The sequence below is a fragment of the Thauera humireducens genome (assembly GCF_001051995.2).
GTDB lineage: Bacteria > Pseudomonadota > Gammaproteobacteria > Burkholderiales > Rhodocyclaceae > Thauera > Thauera humireducens.
This window is the reverse complement of sequence record NZ_CP014646.1, coordinates 32,370-54,860: the sequence shown is the minus strand read 5'-3', so window position 1 is coordinate 54,860 and position 22,491 is coordinate 32,370. Positions and strand designations below refer to the sequence as shown.

Genomic DNA, 22,491 nt, shown 5'->3' with positions numbered 1-22,491 from the left:
CTAAACCCCGTACCAAGGTACGGAGTCAACCGGTGGACACGCAAATCGAACGGACATTCACCATCGGCGCATTGGCGCGCGAGGCCGAGGTCGGCATCGAGACCATCCGCTACTACCAGCGCCGCGGCTTGCTGCACGCGCCGGAACGGGGCCATGGCAGCTACCGGCGGTACGGCCTGGCGGAACTCGCGCGGCTGAAGGCGATCCGCCGCGCGCAGCAGCTTGGTTTCTCGCTGGAGGAGATCGATAGCCTGCTCGCCCTCAACGAAGACACGGACCGCGACCGCGCGCGCGAAACGGCACAGGCGAAGATCGCACTGATCGACGCCCGCATTCGCCAGCTTCAGGACATGCGACGCGCGCTGGCCGAACTCGTGCGCTGCTGCCACGACACGCAGGCCGGTGCGCCCTGCCCCATCCTGCGTGCGCTGTCAGGCAGCTGAGCCACTCAGGTCACGCAGACCACGCCACTCCACAGGTCGCCGCCCAGTGTGGGCGCGTGATAGAGCCCGAATACGCCGAAGCCCAGCACCAGCAGGCCGGAGGCGAAGCGCACCTTCGGGTTGCGGGTGAAATCGCGGAAACGCTTGAACAGCATGCCCGCCAGCAGCAGGTTGGGCAGCGTGCCGAGGCCGAAGGCCAGCATCAGCCCGGCGCCGCGCGCACCTGAACCGGTGACGAGCGCCGTGGCGAGGATCGAATAGGTCAGGCCGCAGGGGATGAAGCCCCACAGCAGCCCGAGCGGCAGCGCCTGCTTGACCGAGCGCGCCGGCAGGAAGCGCCGCGTGGCCGGCTGGATGCGGCGCCAGATCACATGCCCCGCACGCTCGACCGGTGCCAGCAGGCGGGTGAAGCCGGTGAGGTAGAGCCCGAGCGCGATCAGCATCAGGTTGGCGAGCACGTAAAGCGTCATCTGCACCGGCAGCATGCCGTCGTACAGCATGCCCACCGAGCCGAGCGCGCCGACCAGGCCGCCGAGTGCGGTGTAGGTGGCGATGCGGCCGAGGTTGTAGGCCAGATGCAGCGGCCATTGCGGCTTGCTGCCGGGCGTCTGCACCTGCACGGTGAGCGCGCCGACAATGCCGCCGCACATCGACACGCAGTGCGTGCCACCAAGCAGGCCGATCAGGAAGACAGCGAAATAACCGGTTTCAGGCATGAGAAGAAAAGGCCCCGCTGCTGCAAAGCCTCATTCTACGCTGCGTTGCCGCAAGGTTCAGATCACGCGCGAGTAGCGCGCGCGCTCGCGGTCGGCCCGCAGATAGCGGTCGAACACCATCGCGATGCCGCGCACCAGCAAGCGTCCCCCGGGCTGCACGCTGATCCAGTCTCCGTCGATCTTGACCAGCCCCGCCTTCTCCATCTCCGCAAGTTCGGTCAGTTCCTCGGCGAAGTACTCCCGGAAGTTGATCAGGTGGGCGATCTCGATCGACTGCATCGACAGTTCGAAATGGCACATCAGCGCCTGGATGATCGCGCGCCGCAGCAGGTCGTCGGCGGTGAGCTCGATGCCACGCAGCACCGGCAGCTCATCGCGGTCGAGCGCGTCGTAGTACTCGTCGAGCGTCTTCACGTTCTGCGCATACACCGGGCCGATCTTGCCGATGGCCGACACGCCGAAGGCGAGCAGATCGCACTCGGCCTGTGTCGAGTAGCCCTGGAAGTTGCGATGCAGGCGCCCCTGGCGCTGCGCAACGGTGAGTTCGTCGTTGGGCTTGGCGAAATGGTCCATGCCGATATAGACATAGCCCGCCTCGGTCAGGCGGCGGATACCCAGTTGCAGCAACTGCAGCTTGGTATCCGGCGTCGGCATGTCACTCATGAAGATGCGACGCTGCGGCTTGAACAGGCCGGGCAGATGCGCATAGCTGTAAAGCGAGATGCGATCGGGCGAGATCTCGAGCACCTGTTCGAGCGTGCGGTTGAAGCTGATGACGTTCTGTTTCGGCAGGCCGTAGATCAGGTCCATGCTGACCGACTTGAAGCCAGTGGCGCGCGCTGCATCGATGACGAGCTTGGTCTCGTCGAAGCTCTGGATGCGGTTGACGGCCTGCTGCACGTCTTCGGCGAAGTCCTGCACGCCGACGCTCATGCGGTTGAAACCAAGCTCGGCCAGCAACTTGACGGTGTCGAAATCGACCTTGCGCGGATCGACCTCGATCGAATATTCGCCGTTGGGCACCAAGGTGAAGTGCTCGCGGACCGAGGCCATCAGTTGCCGCATTTCGTCATGCGAGAGGAAGGTCGGCGTGCCGCCCCCCAGGTGCAACTGCGTCACCTGGCGGCTGCCCTGCAGGCAGGCCGCTTGCATCTCGATCTCTTTAGCAAGGTATTTCAGGTACTTGGCTGAACGCCCATGATCCTTGGTTATGATCTTGTTGCAGGCGCAGTAATAACAGATCGTGTTACAAAATGGGATGTGGAAGTATAATGAGAGCGGTTTGCTGACGCCGCCAATGGCCCGATTTGCAAGCCAGTGCTTGAGCGCGTCGGCATTGAAAGCCTCGACAAAGCGATCCGCGGTCGGGTAAGAGGTATACCGCGGCCCGTTGATGTCGAATCGACGGATCAGCTGCGGATCGAAGATGAGTTCGTTCTGTTCGGTCATGATCTTGCTGCTACTGTGTGTGCCTAACAATGGCAGACCAGCGCAAATTTTTGGTTGACGTGGATCAACGGCCATGGTGATGCCAGCCGGGGACACTGTTAAACCGCGTTTTGGACTCTGTGAGTCGGGATGACGGGATTATCGTGCAGATGAGGGCAAGCGTGGCAATTACCGTGAGCGGGCTCAAGACCGCCTGTTCGCAGTGTAATCTTGTGGAACTGTGCCTGCCCTTCGGCATGCCCGACAGCGAACTGAGCCGCCTGGATGAACTGGTGGGTGCGCGACGCAAGGTGAAGCGCCAGCAGAACCTCTACCGCGCGGGAGACACCTTCGAGGCGATCTACGCGATCCGTGCGGGCTCGTTCAAGACCGACGTGCTGCTCGAAGATGGTCGCGACCAGGTGACCGGCTTCCAGATGACCGGGGAGATTCTCGGTCTGGATGGCATCAGCACCGAGACGCACAGTTGCAACGCCGTCGCGCTGGAAGACAGCGAGGTGTGCGTGATCCCCTACGCCAAGCTCGAACAGTTGTCTCACGAGGTCGAAGGCCTGCAGCATCAGTTCCACAAGGTCATGAGCCGTGAGATCGTGCGCGACCACGGCGTGATGATGCTGCTCGGCTCGATGCGCGCCGAGGAGCGCCTGGCGGCCTTCCTGCTCAACATGTCGCAGCGCTTCACCGCACGCGGTTTTTCGGCGGCCGAGTTCCACCTGCGCATGACGCGCGAGGAAATCGGCTCCTATCTCGGGCTCAAGCTCGAGACCGTGTCACGCGCCTTCTCGCGCTTCCAGGAAGAAGGCCTGATCGCCGTGCAGCAGAAGCACATCCGCCTGCTGGATACCGCCGGCCTGCGCAAGCTCATCCAGCACCAGACGGCCGGCAGCGGGCGCTGAGGCGCGCCCGGCGATCAGGCGGCAACCGCCAGGTAACCTGCGACATTCTTGGTCAGTGCCACCGAGGCGATCCACGCATACACCAGCAATGCGGCGGCGAAGGCGCCGAGCCGGATCCCCTTCGTCCTGCCGCGCTTCAGCGCAACCGTGCCGAGCAGGATGTAGGCGATCAGGCCGAACACCTTTGCCGTCACCCACCCTGCGTCGAAGGGATACTGCTGGATCATGACCGCCAGCGCGATCGCACTCAACAACAGGGCGCTGTCGACGACGTGAGGCAGCACCCGTGCCGGCAGGGCGTTCAGGCGCGGGCTGCCCGTCATCATCCAGAAGCCGCGCAGCAGGAACCCCATGGCGCTGAGCACCACGCAGGTGACATGAAGGTGCTTGATTGCGAAATACATGCGTACTCCCACCCGGACCGGCATCGCGCGTGCCGCGCGGCGCCCCGGGGTCGATTAGAATTGCCGTCAATAATGAGATCGCTTCCACCCAGGAACGCACGGACATGACCCACGCCGCCCTCGACCTGCCTGCGCTGCTCAAGCGCATCCCGCTGTTCAGCGAACTCTCGGACACCGATCTCGAGCTTGTCGCGCGCTACACGCGTGACCGCCACATCGGGCGTGGCGAGGTGCTGTTCCAGCGCGGCGACCAGCCGCATGGCTTTTACTTCGTCGTCTCGGGTCAGGTCAAGCTCGCCTTTTCGTCGCCACAGGGGACCGAGAAGGTCGTGGAGATCATCGGCCCGATGCAGAGCTTCGGAGAGGCCGTGATGTTCATGAACAAGCCCTATCCGGTGTTCGCCGAAGCGCTGACCGAAACACTGCTGATCCACGTCGGCCAGGCCGTGGTCACCGAGCTGATCGACCAGGACTCCACCTTCGCGCACAAGCTCCTCGCCGGCATGGCCATCCGCCTGCACGGGCTGATCCAGGACGTGGAGACCTATTCGCTGCGCTCGAGCATCCAGCGTGTGATCGGCTACCTGCTGCAGGTCGCCGACAGCGACACGCCGTGCGAGATCGCGCTGCCGACCAGCAAGCAGGTCATCGCTTCACGCCTGAACCTGACGCCCGAAACCCTGTCGCGCATCTTTCACGACCTCAGCGAATCGGGCCTGATCAGCGTTCAGGGCAAACGCATCACCTTGCACGACCCGACCCGCCTCGCCCGCTACCAGGCCTGAGGACTGCCCGCTACTTCTCGAGCACGTAGCTGCCCGGTGCCGCGCACAGCGCCGGGAAGCGCTTGCTGGCGGCCGGACGCGCCTCCACCTCGTCCCCCGCGCGCGGCTTGAGCCAGCGCATCCAGTCCTCCCACCAGCTGCCGGCATGCTCTTCCGCGCGCCTGCGCCACGAGTCTGTCGTGTCCGAGCGCTGGGCGTCGGCCGCCCAATAGCGCCGCTTCGGCGGATGCACGACGGGGTTGACGATGCCGAGGATGTGCCCCGAGCTCGACAGCACGAAGCGCTTGTTGCCGACGACGTGGTTGTTGACCGCGAAGGTCTGGCGCCACGGCGCGATGTGATCGTCCTCCGCGGACACCGCGTAGAGCGGCTGCCGGATCACCGACAGGTCGAGCGTCTCGCCGGCCACCTGCAGCGCATTGGTCTGGATGAGGCGATTGTGCAGGTAGAGCTCGCGCAGGTACCACGCGTGCATCGCGTACGGCATGCGCGTGGTGTCCATGTTCCAATACAGCACGTCGAACGGAGGCGGCGAATCACCGTACAGCCAGCCCTGCACGACGTAGTGCCAGATCAGGCTGTTCGAGCGCAGCAGCCGGAACGATGCCGCCATCTCCCCGCCATCCAGGTAACCCTTGCGTGCCATCCGATCGCACAGATAGTCGATACTGCTCTCGTCGATGAAGACCTCGATGTCGCCGGGCTTGTGGAAATCCACCAGCGTCGTGAACAGGGTCCAGTCGGCGACTGGCATGGCGTCCGGGGCATAGTGGCGGTTCGCCCAGGCCATGTACATCGCGAGCGCCGTGCCGCCGATGCAGTAACCGACCGCATGCACGCGCTCCACGCCGGCAAACTCACGCGCCACGCGCACGATCGTGTCGACGCCGTCCAGCAGGTAGTCGTCGAAACCGACGTCCCGCATCGACGCATCCGGGTTCTTCCAGCTCGTGATGAAGACGTCCAGGCCCTGGTCGAGCAGGAAGCGGATCATGCTCTTCTTCGGCACGAGGTCAAGCACGTAGAACTTGTTGATCCACGGCGTGACGATGACGACAGGTTCGGCATGCACGCGCGGCTGGGTCGGCGCGTAGTGGATGACTTCGAGCAGCCGGTTGCGGAACACGACCGCGCCCGGCGTGGTGGCGAGATTCTCGCCGACCTTGAAGTCCTCGGGGTCGGTCATGCGGACGTTGCCGGCCTGGAGATCGTCGAGGAAATTGCGGAAGCCCCGCACGAGACTGTCGCCCCGTGTCTCGATGGCCTTGCGCATCGCCACCGGGTTGGTGAGCAGGTAGTTGGTGGGCGCCACCGCATTGAGCCACTTTCGCCACCAGAAGGCAGCCCGGCGCCGCTCCTTGCTGGAAAGCGCGGGCGTGTCGTACAGCATGTCCTGCGTGTGATGCGTGAACGCGAGGTACCACTCCTTGATCAAGTCCCAGGTCGGCGATTCGGTCCATACCGGATCGGCGAAGCGCGCATCGTCCGCATTCGGCGCGATGGGATCCTGGCTGGGTACGCCCAGCATCCGGTCAAGGGTATGCCACTGCAGGCGCCACAGATCGTTCGACAGGCGTACCGCGCGCTCGGCGAGCTCCTGCGGATGCGCCAGCCAGGCCAGCTGGGCATGCACGATCGGGGCGGACATACCGAGTGGGTCGATTGCGTCGGCAACGCTCTCGCGCAGCCGATGGAAGTTGCGCACCATTTCCGGGCCATTGGGCGCTCCAGCCCGACTCTGGCTTCGTCGGCCGCTGTCGGACGGTGGATGACTGTTATCGCTGGTCACGTCGTTCTCCTCGCATCAGGGGATCGGATAGTTTACGCCCGGCTCGGGCACCACCGGCGCCGGCCAGCCGAGCCTCGCATGTATCGCATCGGCAAGCGCCATCGCACCCAGTGGCTCGCCATGCACGACGAAGGTCCGTTGCGGCGGCTGCTTGATATGTGCAAGCCAGTCGAGCAGCGCTGGCTGGTCGGCATGCGCGGACAGCCCGCCAATGGTATGGATCCGAGCCCGCACCGGCACCCGTTCACCGAACAGGCTGACCTGTCTTGCGCCATCCACCAGCCGGCGCCCCAGCGTACCAGCCGCCTGAAAACCGGCAATGACGATCGAGCACTCGCTGCGCCCGAGGTTGTAGCGCAGATGATGACGGACCCGCCCCGCATCGCACATGCCGCTCGCGGAAATGATCACAAGGCCGCCCTTGACGCTGTTGAGGGCCATGGACTCCTCGACATCCTGAACGAAACGGACATCGAATCGAGCACCATTTTCCTGCGACCACGCGAAGAGCTGACGCGTGTCCTCGTCCCACAGTTCGCGGTGACGGACAGTCAGTGCCGTCACTGCCGAAGCCATCGGCGAGTCGACGACGACCTTCAGTGGCCCGATGCGTCCGGCGCGAACCAGGTCGGCCAGCACGAACAGGATCTCCTGCGTACGACCGACCGCGAACGCGGGAATGATGACGTTGCCTCCGCGCCCCACCAGCGTCTGCTTGATGGCATCCGCCAGTTCGTCAAGCGTGGCGTTGAAGGATCGGTGGGCACGATTGCCGTAGGTGGACTCCACGCACAGCACGTCGGCGCGTTCGACGCGCACCGGGTCACGCAGCACCGGGCGCATCGGCTGCCCGAGGTCACCCGACACGACGAGCCGGCGCAGGCCGCTGCCCTCGCCCACATCGATCTCGATGATCGCCGAACCCAGGATGTGACCGGCCTCGCGGAAGCGGAAACTCACTCCTGCGCCGGGGTGGCAGTCCGTTTCGTAGGGCACGGCCTTCAGCCGGCCCAGGCTGGCGCGAGCCTGCTCGACCGTGTAGAGCGGCGTCATCTCGACGCGATGACGCGCCTGCCGGTTACGCGCATGGCGCAAGGCCCATTCGGCCTCCTTCTCCTGAATGTGCGCGGCGTCCATCAGCATGATCTCGAGCAGGTCCACGGTCGCCGGGGTCGCATAGACCGGCCCCTTGTAGCCGAGCGCGACGAGTCTGGGAATGAGGCCGCTATGATCGAGATGGGCATGCGTCAGCAGCACGAAGTCGACGCGTTTCAGATCGAAGTCGAGCGCCTGCCGGTTCTTGAGCTCGGCCTGCCGTCCCCCCTGGAACAACCCACAGTCCACCAGAAAGGTCCCATGGGCATGATCAACACGGAGGCAGGACCCTGTCACTTCGCCCGCCGCACCGAAAAAACTGAGTTTCACCGTGCTCTCCTCCCTATTTCGAACAATGCGCCTTGCAAGCAGGCACACGTTTGACCGTCATCAAGCCAGATGAGGACCGTCAGGTCGCTATAATCAATCCCGTAACAACCGACAGGAGAACTTCCGCCATGTTCAAACACATTCTCGTTCCGACCGACGGCTCCAGCCTATCGGAAGGCACGGTGTCCCGCGCCGTCACCTTCGCACGCGAAGCCGGAGCGCGCATTACCTTCTTCTATGCCCAGCCCGATTTCCCGATGCCGATCTACGGCGAGGGCGCCCTGATCGACCCCACCACCCCCGAACAGTTCGCCAAGTCGGCCGCTGCCGAAGCGCAGGGAATCCTCGCCAAGGCCAAGGCGGTCGCAGATGCGGAGGGCGTCTCGGCAGCAACCGATACCGTCGTGAATGAAGTCCCTTACGAAGCGATCATCGACGCCGCGGACCGCCACGGCTGCGACCTCATCTTCATGGCTTCGCACGGCCGTCGCGGCATCGCCGGACTGCTGCTCGGCAGCGAAACGCAGAAGGTGCTGACCCACAGCAAGACCCCTGTGCTGGTCTATCGCTGAACTGGCACCATGAAAGCAAAACGGCCCGCAAGGGCCGTTTTGCTTTGGTACTCATCAACGCCGCCGATTGAGCTCGGCGGAACCGCGCTGAAGAAAGATCGTACTCAGGCTCGAAGCCGCACACACCAGCCAGAACCCGAGAAAACCGATCGAATAGGTTGCCAGCGGCCCGAAATGCACCGGCTGACCGAACAAGTAAAGCTCCTGCGGGTCGATCACGGTGAAGAAGACCGCCTCTGCCACCATGGCCACCAGGAAGGACGGCCACAGCACCTGTATCCATTTGAGCATCGCGCTTCTCCTAAACCGTGAACCTCAAGACAGGACGCTTACCGCCCCAGCTTCGCCTTCTGCTCGTCCTCCGCGATGTTCCGCTTGGCGAATCGCACGAGATAGACAGCCATCACGAGGATGAAGCCGATCGTGAACAAGCTGAGCAGACCGATATCGCTACTGATCAGAAGATCCCAGGCCATGGTACACCTCCACGTTTAAACAGACAGGTTAGGAACTTGATGGGTCAATCCGGATTTCCGTCTCTGTCGGGAGGTATGCGGCCCCGTTCATTCTCCAGCTGCGGGACTCGTCTTCTAATTGGAACAGCCAGCGACCGGTACTCAGCGGCGCGAGCCTGCCTTCGTACACGCCGCCTGCGCCGGTCATGATGATCTCCTGATCCTGGCCATCACGCGTCGGGTGGATGACCGTCAGGATCGCACGCGCGGGCAGGTCGTCCGCGTGCAGGGCGCTGAGTTCGATTCGCACCGATTCGCTACGAAGCTTGAGGTCCGCCACAAGCCCCAGCGCGCTAGCCCGCTCGACGCGGTCCAGCGTTTGCACGATCGCGCGCCCTTCCTTGTAATAGTCGTCGACCACCATGCCGTCGAAGGTACGCGCCGCGATGACAAGCGTAATGATCCCGGCAACCACTGCCGTTGCCGGCAGCGCGATCAGGAACCAGGGCCAGCCTTGTCGATACCAGGGCGTGGGTTTCTTTTCAGTCAATGTCGTACTCACGTCAGCGCGGCAACAAGAAAGTAGTTTCCTCACGCACGGACAGGGACGAATCGTCCTCGGCCGTGACCTGGAAGTGGATCGGGTTGGAGCCCGGCTTGCCCGCATCGTACGGCACGAGCACCTGCAGGGTAACGGCCTGCGTGGACGCCGGCGCGACCTCCACACGCTGCTCGCCTCCGATCTTCACGCCCGGCAGGCCGGACACCTCGAAGCGGAATGCGCGCGGCGCCTCGGTCATGTTCATGACCTGCAGGCGATACACGTTCTCAATCTGGCCGTCCTCGACCTCGCGCGCCAGCGATGCACGATCGCGGATCACATCGACGCGCAGCGGGTCACGGGTCGCCAGCCCCCAGACGAAGGCCAGGCTGATCGCCACCAGAATCGTGCCGTAGATCAGGGTGCGCGGACGCAGCACGTGAGCGAGGATCTCCTTGCTGCCCCAATGCTTCTTGAGCGCGTTCTCGGTCGTGTAACGGATAAGCCCGCGCGGATAGTTCATCTTGTCCATCACCTGGTCGCAGGCGTCGATGCACGCGGCACAGCCGATGCATTCGTACTGCAAGCCCTTGCGGATGTCGATGCCTGTGGGACAAACCTGCACGCAGATGCCGCAGTCGATGCAGTCACCCTTGCTCACCGTGCGCGGATCGATGCCCTTCTTGCGCGTGCCGCGCGGCTCGCCGCGCTCCTCGTCATAAGTGATGACCAGCGTATCGGGGTCGAACATCACCGCCTGGAAGCGGGCGTAGGGGCACATGTACTTGCACACCTGCTCGCGCATGACGCCAGCGAACAGGAAGGTAAAGGCCCCGTAGAACAGGATCCAGAACAGCTCCCACGGCCCGAAGCCGAAGGTGGTGACAGACCGCAGCAGTTCGTCGAGCGGCGAGAAGTAGGCGACGAACGTGAATCCGGTCCACAAGGCCACCAGTCCCCAGACCACGAACTTGGTGCCTCGGCGCAGCAGCTTCTCGCCATTCATCGGCGCCTGGTCGAGCTTCTGGCGCTTGATGTGGTCGCCTTCGATCTTCTGCTCGATCCACATGAAGATCTCGGTATACACCGTCTGCGGACAGGCGTAGCCACACCATAGACGACCGGCGATCGCGGTGAAGAAGAACAGCGCGTAGGCCGAGATGATCAGCAGGATGGCGAGGAAAAACACATCCTGCGGCCAGAAGACCCAGCCGAAGATGTAGAACTTGCGCTCGGTGAGATGCAGCAGGAAGGCCTGACGGTCGTTCCAGGACAGCCAGGGCAAGCCGTAGAAGATGATCTGGGTGATCCAAACCAGCGCCCACCGCCAGTTGGCGAACACGCCAGTGACGGCACGTACGTAGAGTTTCTTGCGCGACTCGTAAAGCGTGTCGGCAGATTCGGGGGAAGTCGGTTTAGCCGCTTGCTGCGGCTGTGGGGTCGAGCTGTTCATGGTCGTTCACCGATGATTTATTGTTTTTATTTTTACTGAAAACTCCGGGGGGACCCCCTCCCCCCGGGTCGGAACCGCAGTACTACATTACTTCTTGTGCATGCTCAGCACGTAGGCAGCCAGCAGATGCACCTTGTCCTCGCCGAGGAACTCGCCGAAGGCCGGCATCTGGTTGTTGCGACCATTGGTCACCGTCTCGATGATCACGGCCTCGGACGAGCCATACAGCCACGACTTGTTCGTCAGGTTCGGCGCGCCCAGCATCGGGTTGCCCTTGCCGTCCGCACCGTGGCAGGCCACACAGTTGGTCGCGAACAGATCGGCACCGCGCTGCGCACGCAGCGAGTCATGTGCCAGACCCGACAGCGAACGCACGTAGTTGGCGACGTCCTTCACGCCTTCCGCACCCAGGGCCGGTCCGAACGGCGGCATCACGCCCATGCGGCCACCCATGATGGTGGTCTTGATGGTCTCGGGCTCACCGCCCCACAGCCACTCATCGTCGGTCAGGTTCGGGAAGCTCTTCGCGCCCTGAGCAGCCGAACCGTGGCACTGCGCGCAGTAGGTCAGGAACATGCGCTGCCCCATCGCGTTCGCTTCGGGGTCGGCGGCAACCGCCATCAGGTCCATGCTCTTGTACTTGGCGAAGATCGGGCCGTACTTCTCGTCGGCGGCCTTCATCTCGGCTTCGTACTGGCTCCACTGCCCGCGGTGCTCGTTCTTGTTACCGAAGCCGGGGTAGATGGCCAGGTACACGATCCCAAAGACGATGGTGATCCAGAACAGATACATCCACCAGCGCGGCAGCGGGTTGTTGTACTCGGCGAGCGTCTCGTCCCACACGTGGCCGTGCAGCTCGACCGGCCCCTTCTCGCGCTTGGTCATGTTCGACACCAGCACGAACACACAGAACAGGATGGAGAGGGCCACGAGGACCATCACATACATGTTCCAGAAACCGCTGATAAAGTCAGCCATTTGCTTTTCCCTCTTTGTCTTGCCAGCCGCCGGCGGCTGGCACGTCGTCATCGGTCAGGGGCAGACGCGCCGCCTCATCGAAACCCGCCTTGGCGTGCTTGCTGTATGCCCAGTAGCAGATGCCCAGGAAGCACAGCAGGCCAAGTACGGTGATCAGACTTCTGAAATCGTTGATATCCACGGCGCGTCCCCTTCCTTACCTCACGTTCTGCAGAGCCTTGCCCAACCCTTGCAGGTAGGCAACGACAGCGTCGAGCTCGGTCTTGCCTTCGAGCGCGGCAGGCGCGGCAGCAATCTCCTCGTCGCTGTACTTGTGCAGGCCGACTTTGTTCAGCGCGCGCATCTTGTCCTGGATGTCGTCGGCCTTGACCGGACGATCGAGCCAGGGGAACGCGGGCATGTTCGACTCGGGAACGACGTCACGCGGGTTCAGCAGGTGAACACGTTGCCACTCGTCCGAGTAGCGACCGCCGACGCGGGCCAGGTCGGGACCGGTACGCTTCGAACCCCACTGGAACGGGTGGTCGTAGATCGACTCGCCCGCCACCGAGTAGTGGCCATAACGCTCGGTCTCGGCACGGAACGGACGGATCATCTGCGAGTGGCAGTTGTAGCAGCCTTCGCGGATGTAGATGTCGCGACCGACCAGGCGAACGGGGTCATAGGGCTTGACGTCCAATTGCTTGCCGCCCGGACCGATGGGCGAGGTCGTCGAGTGCTGGAAGAACAGCGGCACGATTTCCACGAGGCCGCCCACGCTGACGGTGAGCAGCGTGAGGACGATCATGAGGAATACGTTGCGTTCAACTTTTTCGTGTTTCGATTGAGCCATGTTCTTGGTCTCCGATCAGGCGTGGGCGGCTGCGGGGGCAAGCACCGGAGCGTCGTAGGCCTTTTGGCCGGCGATGGTCTTCACCATGTTGTAGAACATGAGCACCATGCCGAAGAGGAACAGCGCGCCGCCGATGAAGCGGATGGTCCAGAACGGATAGCTGGCCTTCACACTCTCGACGAAGGAGTAGGTCAGCGTGCCGTCCGGGTTGGTCGCGCGCCACATCAGACCCTGCATCACGCCGGCAATCCACATCGAGGCGATGTAGAGCACGACACCGATGGTGGCGATCCAGAAGTGGGCGTTGATCAGCTTGACGCTGTACATCTCGGTCTTGCCATACAGACGCGGCAGCAGGAAGTAGATCGCGCCGATCGAGATCATCGCCACCCAGCCCAGCGCACCGGAGTGCACGTGGCCGACGGTCCAGTCGGTGTAGTGCGACAGCGCATTCACGGTCTTCACCGACATCATCGGACCTTCGAAGGTCGACATGCCGTAGAAGGACAGCGAGGTGATCAGGAACTTCAGGATCGGGTCGGTACGCAGCTTATGCCAGGCGCCCGACAGGGTCATGATGCCGTTGATCATGCCACCCCAGGACGGCGCTAGCAGGATCAGCGAGAACACCATGCCGACGGACTGGGTCCAGTCAGGCAGCGCGGTGTAGTGCAGGTGGTGCGGACCCGCCCACATGTACGTGAAGATCAGCGCCCAGAAGTGGACGACGGACAGGCGATACGAATACACCGGACGGTCGGCCTGCTTCGGCACGAAGTAGTACATCATGCCGAGGAAGCCTGCGGTCAGGAAGAAGCCCACCGCGTTGTGGCCGTACCACCACTGCACCATCGCGTCCTGCACGCCCGCGTAGGCGGAGTAGGACTTCATGCTGGTCAGCGACACCGGGATCGCGGCGCTGTTGACGATGTGCAGCAGCGCGACGGTCAGGATGAAGGCGCCGAAGAACCAGTTGGCGACGTAGATGTGCGAGATCTTGCGCTTGGCGATGGTGCCAAAGAACACGATCGCGTAGGACACCCACACGATGGCGATCAGGATGTCGATCGGCCACTCGAGTTCGGCGTACTCCTTGGAGGTCGTGTAGCCGAGCGGCAGGGTGATCGCAGCCAATACGATGACGAGCTGCCAGCCCCAGAAGGTGAAGGCCGCCAGGCCGGGCGCAAACAGACGGGTATGACAGGTCCGCTGCACCACGTAGTAGGACGTGGCGAACAGCGCGCAACCGCCAAACGCGAAGATCACCGCGTTGGTGTGAAGCGGACGGAGCCTGCCGAAATGCAGGAATTCGTGAACGTTCAGTTCAGGCCACACGAGCTGTGCTGCGGCGATGACACCGACCAGCATGCCCACGATGCCCCATACCACCGTCATGATGGCGAACTGGCGCACGACTTTATAGTTATAAGTCGCTTGCGATTGCATGTGAGTCACCTCTTAGTTGAAAACCCCTTTTTGAGCAACGCCACCCGACCGCGAACGGACTCCCCGGCGACGTCGGCACGAAGAATACGCGGAGGCCGGAACCTCAATTTGATACAGATCAACATTGTATTGCAGTGCGGCACCCGGCGGAAGCAATCGAACTCCGGGCACGATCATCGCGTGTGGCACACCGCTCGAATCAATGCTCTCCCACCACGATCTGCTGCACGTCGCAAGCGCAAAAAAAAAGGGTGCGAATGAACGCACCCCCAACCCCAACAGAGAGACATAAAACCCAGCGGTACGAACACCCCCGTTTCGGGACGCTCAATACCAATGGCGCCAGTATGCCTATTCTTCACTGCGCAGAGTTGACCTAGGTCAACCGATTCGCGCAACCTGGGGCGCGGTCAGTCCCGCTTCTGTGGGTCGGCACCTCGTCCCGCCTGTGGCGTCGATGCCTCATCCGGAGCCGGCCGCCCCTCGTCGCGGTCATCCATCAACATCCTGTAGGCAGGCCCTTCCATGTCGTCGTACTGCCCGTTTCGCAGCGACCACCAGAACAGGACGCCGATGATGAACACCAGCACGATCGAGATGGGAATGAGGATGTAGAGGCTTTCCATGTCGTTTCCGCGATCCGGGACTCACTCGCCACGCGGCACGCGTTGCAGGCGCATCGCATTGAGCACCACCAGCAGCGAACTGGCCGCCATGCCGATGCCGGCCATCCAGGGCGTGACCAGGCCTGCCATCGCAAGCGGCACCGAAGTGAAGTTGTAGGTGAAGGACCACCACAGGTTCTGGCGGATGATGCGCAGCGTCTTGCGTGAAAGCTCGATTGCGCGGCCGAGGCTGGCGAGGTTCTCGCTGAGCAGCACGATGTCGGCCTGGTTCCGCGCGAGATCCGTACCGCCACCCATCGCGACCGACACGTGCGCCTGCGCGAGCACCGGCGCGTCGTTCACGCCATCGCCGACCATCGCCACGACCGTCCCGGCGTCCTTCTGCCGCTCGGCGATCCACGCCTGCTTGCCCTGCGGCGTCATGCCGCCATGCGCATCGCCAACGCCGAGCGAAGCTGCGACCGAGGCGACGACGGCGGGCGAGTCACCGGACAGCACCGACACCGCCGTACCCTCACGGGCAAGACGCTGCGCGAGCACCGGCGCCTCGTCGCGCAAGGTATCGGCCAGGCGGAAGGCGCCAAGCCAGCCGCCCTCCGCCGCCAGCGCCACGACCGTGCCGCCAGTGGCGGAAAAGGCGTCGAGACCCTGCGGCATTGAAAGTCCGGCCGACTCCGCCACATACAAGGGGCGGCCGATCCAGACCCGCCTGCCGTCGATCAGCCCCTGCATGCCCTGCCCCGTTTCTGCCCGGAGCCCGGCAACCTCGGGCAAGGCGAATCCGGCCGCGGCCTCGCGCAAGCCCGCAGCAACCGGATGCTCGGACCCCTGTTCTATCGCTGCCGCGACCGCGATCAGTTCATCGGCGCCACGCTCACCGAGCGGCAGAACCTCCTCGAGCCGCATCCGGCCATGGGTCAGGGTGCCCGTCTTGTCGAACACGAAATGATTGGCATGGGCCAGGGTTTCGATCGCGTGGCCGCGGGTGACCAGCACACCCATGCGCGCCATCGCGTCGGTACCCACTGTCAGCGCGGTCGGCGTGGCCAGCGACAGCGCACAGGGACAGGCGACCACCAGCACCGACACGAACACCCACAACGCCCGCTCGCTGTCGATGAAGTACCAGGCGACGCCCGTGATGGACGCAAGGACCAGCAGCGTGACGATGAACCAGGCTGCGACCCTGTCCGACTGCGTCGCGACACGAGGCTTCTCGGTCGCAGCGCGCTCCATCAGGCGACAAATCGCGGCGAGGCGCGTGGCGTCGCCCACGTGCTCCACCCGGAACAGCAGCGGGGACGACACGTTGATGCTGCCACCGGTCAGGCTGTCCCCCGCGCGCTTGGCGATGGGCACGCTCTCGCCAGTCAGCAGCGCCTCATTGACCTCGCCAACGCCATCCACGACCACGCCATCGGCCGGAATCACCTCACCCGGCCGCACCCGCAGGATGTCCCCAGGCTCGAGTTGCGCCGTCGGCACGCGGTCACCCGTCGTCTGAGCGGGCCAGCCAGCGAGGCGCTCGGCGAAGGATGGCAGCACCTTGCCCAGTTCTTCGACGCCGCGCACCGCCTTCTGGCGCGCGATCATCTCGAGATAGCGGCCGCCGAGCAGGAAGAAGACGAACATCGTGACCGAGTCGAAATACACCTCGGGCCCATCGGTCAGTGTCGCCCACAGGCTGGCAAGAAATGCGCTGCCCACCCCGACCGCGACCGGCACGTCCATGCCGAGCCGGCGCAGGCGAACATCGCGCCAGGCCCGCTGAAAGAAGGGCGCGGCCGAGTACAGCACCACCGGCAGGGTCAGCAGCAGGCTGGCCCAGCGCAGCAACTGCTCGATGTCCCAGGTCATGTCGCCATCCCTCGCCACGTAGACGGGGAAGGCGTACATCATGACCTGCATCATGCCGAAGCCGGCGACAAAGACCCGCCACAGCATCGAGCGACGTTCGCGGTCGGCGATCTGTTCGGAGCGCTCGGCGTCGTACGGATAGGCGCGGTAACCGATCGCCTGGATGGCACCGAGGATGTCCGACAGCTTGATCTTGCGCTCGTCCCAGCGCACGCGGGCACGGCGCGTCGCATAGTTGATCTCGACCGCGGAGACGCCGTCCTGACGGGCAACGTGCTTCTCGTTGAGCCACACGCAGGCCGCACAGGTGATGCCTTCGAGGATCAGCGAGGCCTCGCGCTCGTGCTCGCCTACCGGGCGTACGAAGCTCTTCTGGAAATCGGGATGATCGAAGAGCCCCAGTTCCTGCAGCTCGACCGGCATGGCTTCGCGTCGCGTCTCGGGCATTGCGTCGCGGTGGCGGTAATAATCCACCAGGCCGTTATCAACGATGGACTGGGCGACCGCCTCGCAGCCGACGCAGCACATCCTTCGCTCACGTCCATCCACGCGAACGTAGTGGCGCGTCTCGGGCGGAATCGGCAGACCGCAGTGATAACAATCGGTGTCGACCACGTCTTGGGTCGGGGCAGCGCTCAGGTCGGCAGCAGTCATCGGCAGCAATGCAAAGCCGCCCCGCAAGGACAGTCCTTGCGGGGCGGTCGAATCGGGAGAGCCGTTTTTAGCACATTTCCCCGGCCCCGGCCATTGCGCCGCAACATGCTGCGGCATGCTGACGCAACGCCGGACAGGGGGAATACGGCGGTTACTTCGCCGCCATGCGGATCGCGCCGTCGAGGCGGATCACCTCGCCGTTCAGGTAGGCATTCTCGATGATGTGGCGCACCAGTCCGGCGAATTCGGCGGGCTTGCCGAGACGGGACGGGAACGGAACCATCTTGCCCAGCGAGTCCTGCACTTCCTGCGGCATGCCCATCAGCATCGGCGTTTCCATGATGCCCGGGGCGATCGTCATCACCCGGATGCCGAAGCGCGACAGTTCGCGTGCCACCGGCAGGGTCAGACCAACCACGCCCGCCTTCGAAGAGGCGTAGGCTGCCTGCCCGATCTGGCCGTCGAACGCCGCAACCGACGCGGTGCTGACGATCACGCCACGCTCGCCGCCCTCATTGGGCGCGGCCTTGCTCATCACGTCGGCCGCAAGGCGGATCATGTTGAAGGTGCCGATCAGGTTGATCGACACCGTGCGTGCGAACGACTCGAGCCGATGCGGCGCTTCACGCCCCACCACCTTCTCTGCAGGCGCCACGCCCGCGCAGCTGACGAGACCATTCAGTCCGCCGAAGCCGGACACGGCGCGATCGATGGCCGCCTTTGCGCTTGCCTCATCGGTCACATCCGTCATCACGAAAGCCGCTGCGGCACCAAGCTCGGCCGCCACTGCCTCGCCCGCCTCACGATTGACGTCGGCCAGCACCACACGACCACCGGCTTCGACCAGCATGCGCGCCGTTGCCGCCCCCAGGCCCGAACCACCGCCGGTTACCACGAATACGCCGTTCTCGATCTGCATCGCGAAACTCCTAGTCCTGTCGATTGATTGAAACTCGGCCGCGAAAATAGTTCACGTTAACGTTAACGTCAATAGATGTATGCGCACCGATCACACGGGCGAACCGCCTAAGGGAGCCTGCGCACCACCTCGTCCCGCAGCCGGCCGCGAATGCGCAGCGCCCAAAGCGCGAAGACCGCCAGCACGACACCTTCGAGCAGCATCGCCCGCTGCACGCCAATCTGCGCCGCCAGCAGACCGGCCAACAGGCCGCCGATCGCATCGAAGCCGAAGCGCGTCGAACTGAAGAAGGACACGACACGCCCGCGCAGGCGGTCCGGTGCCAGCGTCTGCAGCAACATGTTGGTGGCAACGTTGCCGATCGAGATCCCCATTCCCACCATCCCCATCGCCAGCAGCGACAGTGGCAGATAGCGGTTGTAGGAGAACACCAGCAGGCCCAGTGCCCCGATCGCCGCTCCGCTGATGACCACGGCGACCAGGCCGGGCAGGTTCTTGCGCGTGGCGAGGAACACGGTCGCGAGGAAGGCGCCCCCGCCCGCCGCGCCCCACAGCATGCCGAGCATGCTCGCATCGCCGCCGAAGACATCCTTCGCAAACACCGGCAGCAGCACCGCGTAGCTCGACGCCGTGAGGTTGGCGGTCGCCAGAATGAGGATCAGCGTCCGGACCGGATACTCCGTCCACACGTAACCAAGCCCCTCGCGAAACACCGACGCGGTGCTGCCGGTGGCGCGGGGTGACGCTGCCACCCGGATCCGCCACACGCCAAACGCCAGCGCCGAGAACGACAGTGCGTTGAGCACGAAGCAGAAGGCCTCGGACGTCAGCCCGAGCAGCAGCCCCGCGAGCGGGGGGCCGAAGAAGCGCCCGGCGTTGAACGCCATGGCATTGAGTGCCAGCGCGTTCGGCAGATCGGCACGGTCGTCGACGAAGCTGTTGATCTGCGACTGACGCAGCGGCGCGTCGAAGGCGTTGAGCACGCCGAGCAGTACCGACATGGCCACCAGCAGCGCGGGGCCGACCAGATCCAGCATTGTCAGCGCCGCCAGCGTGAAGGCCTGCAGCGCGAGCAGCCCCTGCACGATGATCAGGAGCCGGCGCTTGTCGTGGCGGTCGATCCATGCGCCGGCGAGAGGCCCCACCACCAGCATCGGCACCAGCGCCGCAAACGTGGTGACGCCGAGCAGGGCAACCGACCCCGTCAGGCGATATACCAGCCACGACATCGCCACCTGCTGGATCCAGGTGCCGAGGATCGACACCACCTGGCCGGTGAAGTAATAACGGAAGTTGCGATGCCCCAGCGCCCGGATCGGGTCGGGCAGGCGCCGTCGCGGCGCCCCCTGTTCAACCTGCACTCGCGCTGCCGCCCTCGTCGTGGAGGTCGAGATCGACCATCAGCTCGTTGGCCAGCGCCTCGAGATCGCCGCGCACCGAATCCAGCGCTACGCCATGCGGAAACTCGAGTTCGGCCAGCGCGCGGAACAGCGGCTCACCGGACATCGACGCGCTCTCGCACGAGGTCTCGAGCGCATCGATGCTGACGCCGTGTCGCGCCAGCACGATCGAGATGTCGCGCACGATGCCCGGACGATCGTGACCGACGAGTTCGAGTCGGGCACGACGAAAGGCGACCGCCGGACGGCTGCTCCCCTGCTCGATTGCAACACGCAGGCCCTCGGTCTCCAGGCTGCGCAGCAAGCTCTCCAGCTCAGCCGCGCGCCCTGCATCCACCTCGAGGCGCACGACCCCGGCGAACTTGCCGGCGAGTTGCGCCAGACGGCTTTCCATCCAGTTCGCGCCCGCGGCGCTCGCCCGCGCCGCCACGGCACTCACGAGACCCGGCCGGTCGGGCCCGATCAAGGTCAGGACCACGGAAGTCTTCATGTTCTCTCCTCGCCAGAAGCCAGATGGAAATGGAAGCCTATGGTACGCCTGCGGAGGATCACCACGCATGCAGCCCGTAAAGCAAAAAGGCCAGCCCCTGAGGACTGACCTTTCTGTTTGAAGCTGGTGCCGGCAAGAGGAGTCGAACCCCCGACCTTCGCATTACGAATGCGCTGCTCTACCAACTGAGCTATGCCGGCTGAGGGCGCGCACTATAACCCATCGCCGCTGGGTGTTCAACCATTGCCGACGCCATTTCCGCGCGCGCAGGCGCCCGTGCGATCCGCCGTTGCCGGCACCTCGACTCGCGGGTGCACCGAACCCGCACACGCCGGCCCCCAATCACAAAAAAACTTTTCCATCCATATTCATTTTCTGGGAATGCTGCACTACACTTCGCACCAATTCGGGGCGGAGGAGACAGGCTCCAATCAGAACGCGACGCCGGGGGATCACCCCCGGCAGCCGCGCCACACCGCGGTACCGATGCGCGCCATCGGCCACCCCCGAACTTCCCAGCTCGCTTCCCTCGTTCGCCCCTCATGGCAGGCCTCGATCTATTTTCCATCGCCCTCATAGGCGTCGCTGCATTTGCGGCCGGCGCGGTCAATTCGGTGGCGGGTGGTGGCACCTTCTTCTCCTTCCCTGCCCTGCTCGCGGTCGGTGTACCGCCGGTCGTCGCCAATGCCAGCAACTCGGTCGCCTTGTGGCCGGGAAGCCTTGCCGGCGCGTGGGCGTTCCGCCGCGAACTCAAGCGCTTCTCGAAAAGCCTGCCGATGCTGTCGATCGTCGCCTTCATCGGCGGCATTGCCGGCGGCCTGCTGCTGCTGGCAACCTCGAACGCCGCGTTCTCGAAGCTGATCCCCTGGCTGCTGCTCGTCGCCACCGTGCTGTTCGCCTTCAGCGCCCAGATCTCCGCGCTGGTGAAGCGCTGGAAGCCCACCCCCTCGGGTGCGGACGAACGCCACATCGGCCCGGGCGGTTTCGTGTTCCAGCTCGTGGTCTCGATCTACGGCGGCTTCTTCGGCGCCGGCATGGGCATCCTGATGATCGCTGCGCTCGCGATCCAGGGTTTCAAGGACGTCCACGAGATCAACGCGCTGAAGAACTGGCTGTCGGCCGTCATCTACAGCGTCGCGGTCGCCACCTTCGTGATCGCCAACGCGGTGTCGTGGCCGCACACCCTGGTGATGATCGTGACCGCGACCATCGGCGGCTACTGGGGCGCAGCCGTGGCGCGCAAGGTGCCGGCGATCTGGCTGCGCCGCTTCATCATCGGCGTCGGCGGCGTGCTGACGATCTACTACTTCGGCAAGACGCTCTGAGGCCATGCTGGCCGGTCTCGTCGCGGCGCTCGGTGCCGGCCTGCTGTGGGGACTGGTCTTCCTCACCCCACTGGTGCTCGGCGACTACCCCGGCTTCATGCTGGCGGTGGGCCGCTACCTTGCGTTCGGCCTGCTCGCGCTCGGCCTCGCCTGGTTCGACCGCCGCGCGCTGGCGCAACTCGACCGCGCCGACTGGATCGAGGCCGCCAAGCTCGCCCTGATCGGCAACCTGCTCTATTACGCCACGCTGGCCAGCGCGATCCAGCTCGCCGGTGCCCCGCTGCCGACCCTGATCATCGGCACCCTGCCGGTGGTGATCGCCGTCTGCGCCAACCTCATCGACCGTCGCAACGGCGGCGAGGACGCGGTGCGCTGGTCGCGCCTGGCCCTGCCGCTGGTGCTGATCCTGGCCGGCCTGCTGGTCGTGCATGGCGACAGCAGCAACCAGCCCGGCGCCGCACAGCCCGGCGACCAGGCATTGGGGCTGGCGTTCGCCGTACTCGCGCTCGCCTGCTGGACCTGGTACCCCATTCGCAACAGCCGCTGGCTGCGCGCGCGCGGCCCCGGCCTGTCGCGCGCGTGGGCCACGGCGCAGGGCCTGGCCACCCTGCCGGTCGCCGTGCTCGCGGGCATCGCTTACGCTGCCTGGGACGCGATCACGCCCGGCAGCGCCTTCGCCTGGCCGCTCGGCCCGCAGCCACTGCTGTTCGTCGGCATGTGTGTGCTGCTCGGCCTCGCGGCGTCCTGGCTGGGCACCCTGCTGTGGAACACGGCCAGCCACCTGTTGCCCGCCGCGCTGGTCGGCCAGTTGATCGTGTTCGAGACGCTGGCCGCCCTGCTCTACGCCTTCATCTGGTATCAGCGCTGGCCGACGCCAGCCGAAGCCGCGGGTATCGTGCTGCTGGTGGCCGGGGTCAGCTTCGGCGTGCGCGTGTTCCGCGGCAACGAAGGCTGAGCCCTCAGCGCGGACCGCCTCGACCCGCCACGTCGACCATGACGCACGCAGCCCGTATCATCGAACGCCCGATACTGCAGC

Annotated in this window: 24 protein-coding genes and 1 tRNA gene; 6 read left to right on the top strand and 19 right to left on the bottom strand. The window is 64.5% G+C overall.

The genetic code is table 11. From position 1 onward, the window contains the following. The first annotated feature begins 32 nt into the window (after positions 1 to 32). On the top strand, positions 33 to 443 hold the full coding sequence (locus AC731_RS00305) for a MerR family transcriptional regulator (RefSeq protein WP_082794214.1): 411 nt from the start codon (positions 33 to 35) through the stop codon (positions 441 to 443). A 5-nt stretch (positions 444 to 448) separates the two neighbouring features. Here AC731_RS00305 and AC731_RS00300 read toward each other — a convergent pair whose 3' ends face one another. Then, positions 449 to 1,159 carry a sulfite exporter TauE/SafE family protein gene (locus tag AC731_RS00300; RefSeq protein ID WP_048708596.1) on the bottom strand — a complete coding sequence of 237 codons (711 nt, stop codon included), beginning with the start codon at positions 1,157 to 1,159 and terminating at the stop codon, positions 449 to 451. A 57-nt stretch (positions 1,160 to 1,216) separates the two neighbouring features. Next, positions 1,217 to 2,608 carry an oxygen-independent coproporphyrinogen III oxidase gene (gene hemN, locus AC731_RS00295; protein ID WP_048708595.1) on the bottom strand — a complete coding sequence of 464 codons (1,392 nt, stop codon included), beginning with the start codon at positions 2,606 to 2,608 and terminating at the stop codon, positions 1,217 to 1,219. A gap of 149 nt (positions 2,609 to 2,757) precedes the next feature. Between hemN and fnr the strand changes: the two genes are divergently transcribed. Continuing rightward, positions 2,758 to 3,504 carry a fumarate/nitrate reduction transcriptional regulator Fnr gene (gene fnr / locus AC731_RS00290; RefSeq protein WP_038011455.1) on the top strand — a complete coding sequence of 249 codons (747 nt, stop codon included), beginning with the start codon at positions 2,758 to 2,760 and terminating at the stop codon, positions 3,502 to 3,504. Between the two features lie 14 nt (positions 3,505 to 3,518). On the opposite strand, the gene AC731_RS00285 is transcribed toward fnr, so the two are convergent. After that, positions 3,519 to 3,908 (bottom strand): SirB2 family protein, encoded by a 390-nt coding sequence (locus tag AC731_RS00285; protein WP_048708593.1) that lies wholly within the window; start codon positions 3,906 to 3,908, stop codon positions 3,519 to 3,521. A gap of 104 nt (positions 3,909 to 4,012) precedes the next feature. On the opposite strand from AC731_RS00285, the gene AC731_RS00280 reads away from it, so the two are divergent. Continuing rightward, the gene (locus AC731_RS00280) at positions 4,013 to 4,693 is read left to right on the top strand and encodes a Crp/Fnr family transcriptional regulator (protein WP_004258683.1); all 681 of its coding nucleotides are present in this window, start codon (positions 4,013 to 4,015) and stop codon (positions 4,691 to 4,693) included. 10 nt (positions 4,694 to 4,703) lie between these two features. Here AC731_RS00280 and AC731_RS00275 read toward each other — a convergent pair whose 3' ends face one another. Next, positions 4,704 to 6,341 (bottom strand): PHA/PHB synthase family protein, encoded by a 1,638-nt coding sequence (locus AC731_RS00275; protein ID WP_237266571.1) that lies wholly within the window; start codon positions 6,339 to 6,341, stop codon positions 4,704 to 4,706. A gap of 156 nt (positions 6,342 to 6,497) precedes the next feature. Beyond that, on the bottom strand, positions 6,498 to 7,907 hold the full coding sequence (locus AC731_RS00270) for an MBL fold metallo-hydrolase RNA specificity domain-containing protein (protein ID WP_048708589.1): 1,410 nt from the start codon (positions 7,905 to 7,907) through the stop codon (positions 6,498 to 6,500). A gap of 128 nt (positions 7,908 to 8,035) precedes the next feature. On the opposite strand from AC731_RS00270, the gene AC731_RS00265 reads away from it, so the two are divergent. Next, the gene (locus AC731_RS00265; RefSeq protein ID WP_004258689.1) at positions 8,036 to 8,479 is read left to right on the top strand and encodes a universal stress protein; all 444 of its coding nucleotides are present in this window, start codon (positions 8,036 to 8,038) and stop codon (positions 8,477 to 8,479) included. Positions 8,480 to 8,533: 54 nt separating this feature from the next. Here AC731_RS00265 and AC731_RS00260 read toward each other — a convergent pair whose 3' ends face one another. The 14 genes from AC731_RS00260 to AC731_RS00200 all read right to left on the bottom strand — a co-directional run bounded on the left by AC731_RS00260 (position 8,534) and on the right by AC731_RS00200 (position 20,330). Further along, the gene (locus AC731_RS00260; RefSeq protein WP_004258693.1) at positions 8,534 to 8,770 is read right to left on the bottom strand and encodes a hypothetical protein; all 237 of its coding nucleotides are present in this window, start codon (positions 8,768 to 8,770) and stop codon (positions 8,534 to 8,536) included. Between the two features lie 38 nt (positions 8,771 to 8,808). Continuing rightward, positions 8,809 to 8,955 (bottom strand): DUF3149 domain-containing protein, encoded by a 147-nt coding sequence (locus AC731_RS19370; protein WP_004258696.1) that lies wholly within the window; start codon positions 8,953 to 8,955, stop codon positions 8,809 to 8,811. A gap of 28 nt (positions 8,956 to 8,983) precedes the next feature. Further along, positions 8,984 to 9,484: a FixH family protein gene (locus tag AC731_RS00255; protein ID WP_407084157.1), complete on the bottom strand. Its 501-nt coding sequence runs from the start codon at positions 9,482 to 9,484 to the stop codon at positions 8,984 to 8,986. A 13-nt stretch (positions 9,485 to 9,497) separates the two neighbouring features. Next, positions 9,498 to 10,928 (bottom strand): cytochrome c oxidase accessory protein CcoG, encoded by a 1,431-nt coding sequence (gene ccoG, locus AC731_RS00250; RefSeq protein WP_048708585.1) that lies wholly within the window; start codon positions 10,926 to 10,928, stop codon positions 9,498 to 9,500. 87 nt (positions 10,929 to 11,015) lie between these two features. Further along, complete coding sequence (ccoP, locus tag AC731_RS00245) at positions 11,016 to 11,906, bottom strand: cytochrome-c oxidase, cbb3-type subunit III (RefSeq protein WP_004258705.1); 891 nt, start codon at positions 11,904 to 11,906, stop codon at positions 11,016 to 11,018. Further along, positions 11,899 to 12,087 (bottom strand): CcoQ/FixQ family Cbb3-type cytochrome c oxidase assembly chaperone, encoded by a 189-nt coding sequence (locus AC731_RS00240; RefSeq protein WP_004258709.1) that lies wholly within the window; start codon positions 12,085 to 12,087, stop codon positions 11,899 to 11,901. The genes ccoP and AC731_RS00240 overlap by 8 nt, the downstream gene beginning before the upstream one ends. A 15-nt stretch (positions 12,088 to 12,102) precedes the next feature. After that, positions 12,103 to 12,738, bottom strand: coding sequence for a cytochrome-c oxidase, cbb3-type subunit II (gene ccoO, locus AC731_RS00235; RefSeq protein WP_004258712.1), 636 nt, complete (start codon positions 12,736 to 12,738; stop codon positions 12,103 to 12,105). A gap of 15 nt (positions 12,739 to 12,753) precedes the next feature. After that, positions 12,754 to 14,184 (bottom strand): cytochrome-c oxidase, cbb3-type subunit I, encoded by a 1,431-nt coding sequence (gene ccoN, locus AC731_RS00230; RefSeq protein ID WP_004258716.1) that lies wholly within the window; start codon positions 14,182 to 14,184, stop codon positions 12,754 to 12,756. 410 nt (positions 14,185 to 14,594) lie between these two features. Then, positions 14,595 to 14,810 carry a cbb3-type cytochrome oxidase assembly protein CcoS gene (gene ccoS / locus AC731_RS00225; protein ID WP_048708583.1) on the bottom strand — a complete coding sequence of 72 codons (216 nt, stop codon included), beginning with the start codon at positions 14,808 to 14,810 and terminating at the stop codon, positions 14,595 to 14,597. 21 nt (positions 14,811 to 14,831) lie between these two features. Next, entirely contained in the window at positions 14,832 to 17,321 is a 2,490-nt protein-coding gene (locus AC731_RS00220; RefSeq protein ID WP_048708581.1) for a heavy metal translocating P-type ATPase, read from the bottom strand. A 151-nt stretch (positions 17,322 to 17,472) separates the two neighbouring features. Next, positions 17,473 to 18,240 (bottom strand): 3-hydroxyacyl-CoA dehydrogenase, encoded by a 768-nt coding sequence (locus AC731_RS00215; protein WP_004258728.1) that lies wholly within the window; start codon positions 18,238 to 18,240, stop codon positions 17,473 to 17,475. 107 nt (positions 18,241 to 18,347) lie between these two features. Continuing rightward, a complete protein-coding gene (locus AC731_RS00210) occupies positions 18,348 to 19,601 on the bottom strand; it encodes an MFS transporter (RefSeq protein ID WP_004258730.1) in 1,254 nt (417 codons plus the stop codon). After that, the gene (locus tag AC731_RS00205) at positions 19,591 to 20,130 is read right to left on the bottom strand and encodes a glycine cleavage system transcriptional repressor (protein ID WP_004258733.1); all 540 of its coding nucleotides are present in this window, start codon (positions 20,128 to 20,130) and stop codon (positions 19,591 to 19,593) included. The genes AC731_RS00210 and AC731_RS00205 overlap by 11 nt, the downstream gene beginning before the upstream one ends. Positions 20,131 to 20,254: 124 nt before the next feature. Further along, positions 20,255 to 20,330: transfer RNA gene (locus tag AC731_RS00200), tRNA-Thr, on the bottom strand. A gap of 342 nt (positions 20,331 to 20,672) precedes the next feature. On the opposite strand from AC731_RS00200, the gene AC731_RS00195 reads away from it, so the two are divergent. Continuing rightward, complete coding sequence (locus AC731_RS00195) at positions 20,673 to 21,455, top strand: sulfite exporter TauE/SafE family protein (RefSeq protein ID WP_004258737.1); 783 nt, start codon at positions 20,673 to 20,675, stop codon at positions 21,453 to 21,455. A 4-nt stretch (positions 21,456 to 21,459) separates the two neighbouring features. Next, positions 21,460 to 22,410 (top strand): DMT family transporter, encoded by a 951-nt coding sequence (locus tag AC731_RS00190; protein ID WP_048708579.1) that lies wholly within the window; start codon positions 21,460 to 21,462, stop codon positions 22,408 to 22,410. Positions 22,411 to 22,491: the final 81 nt, after the last annotated feature.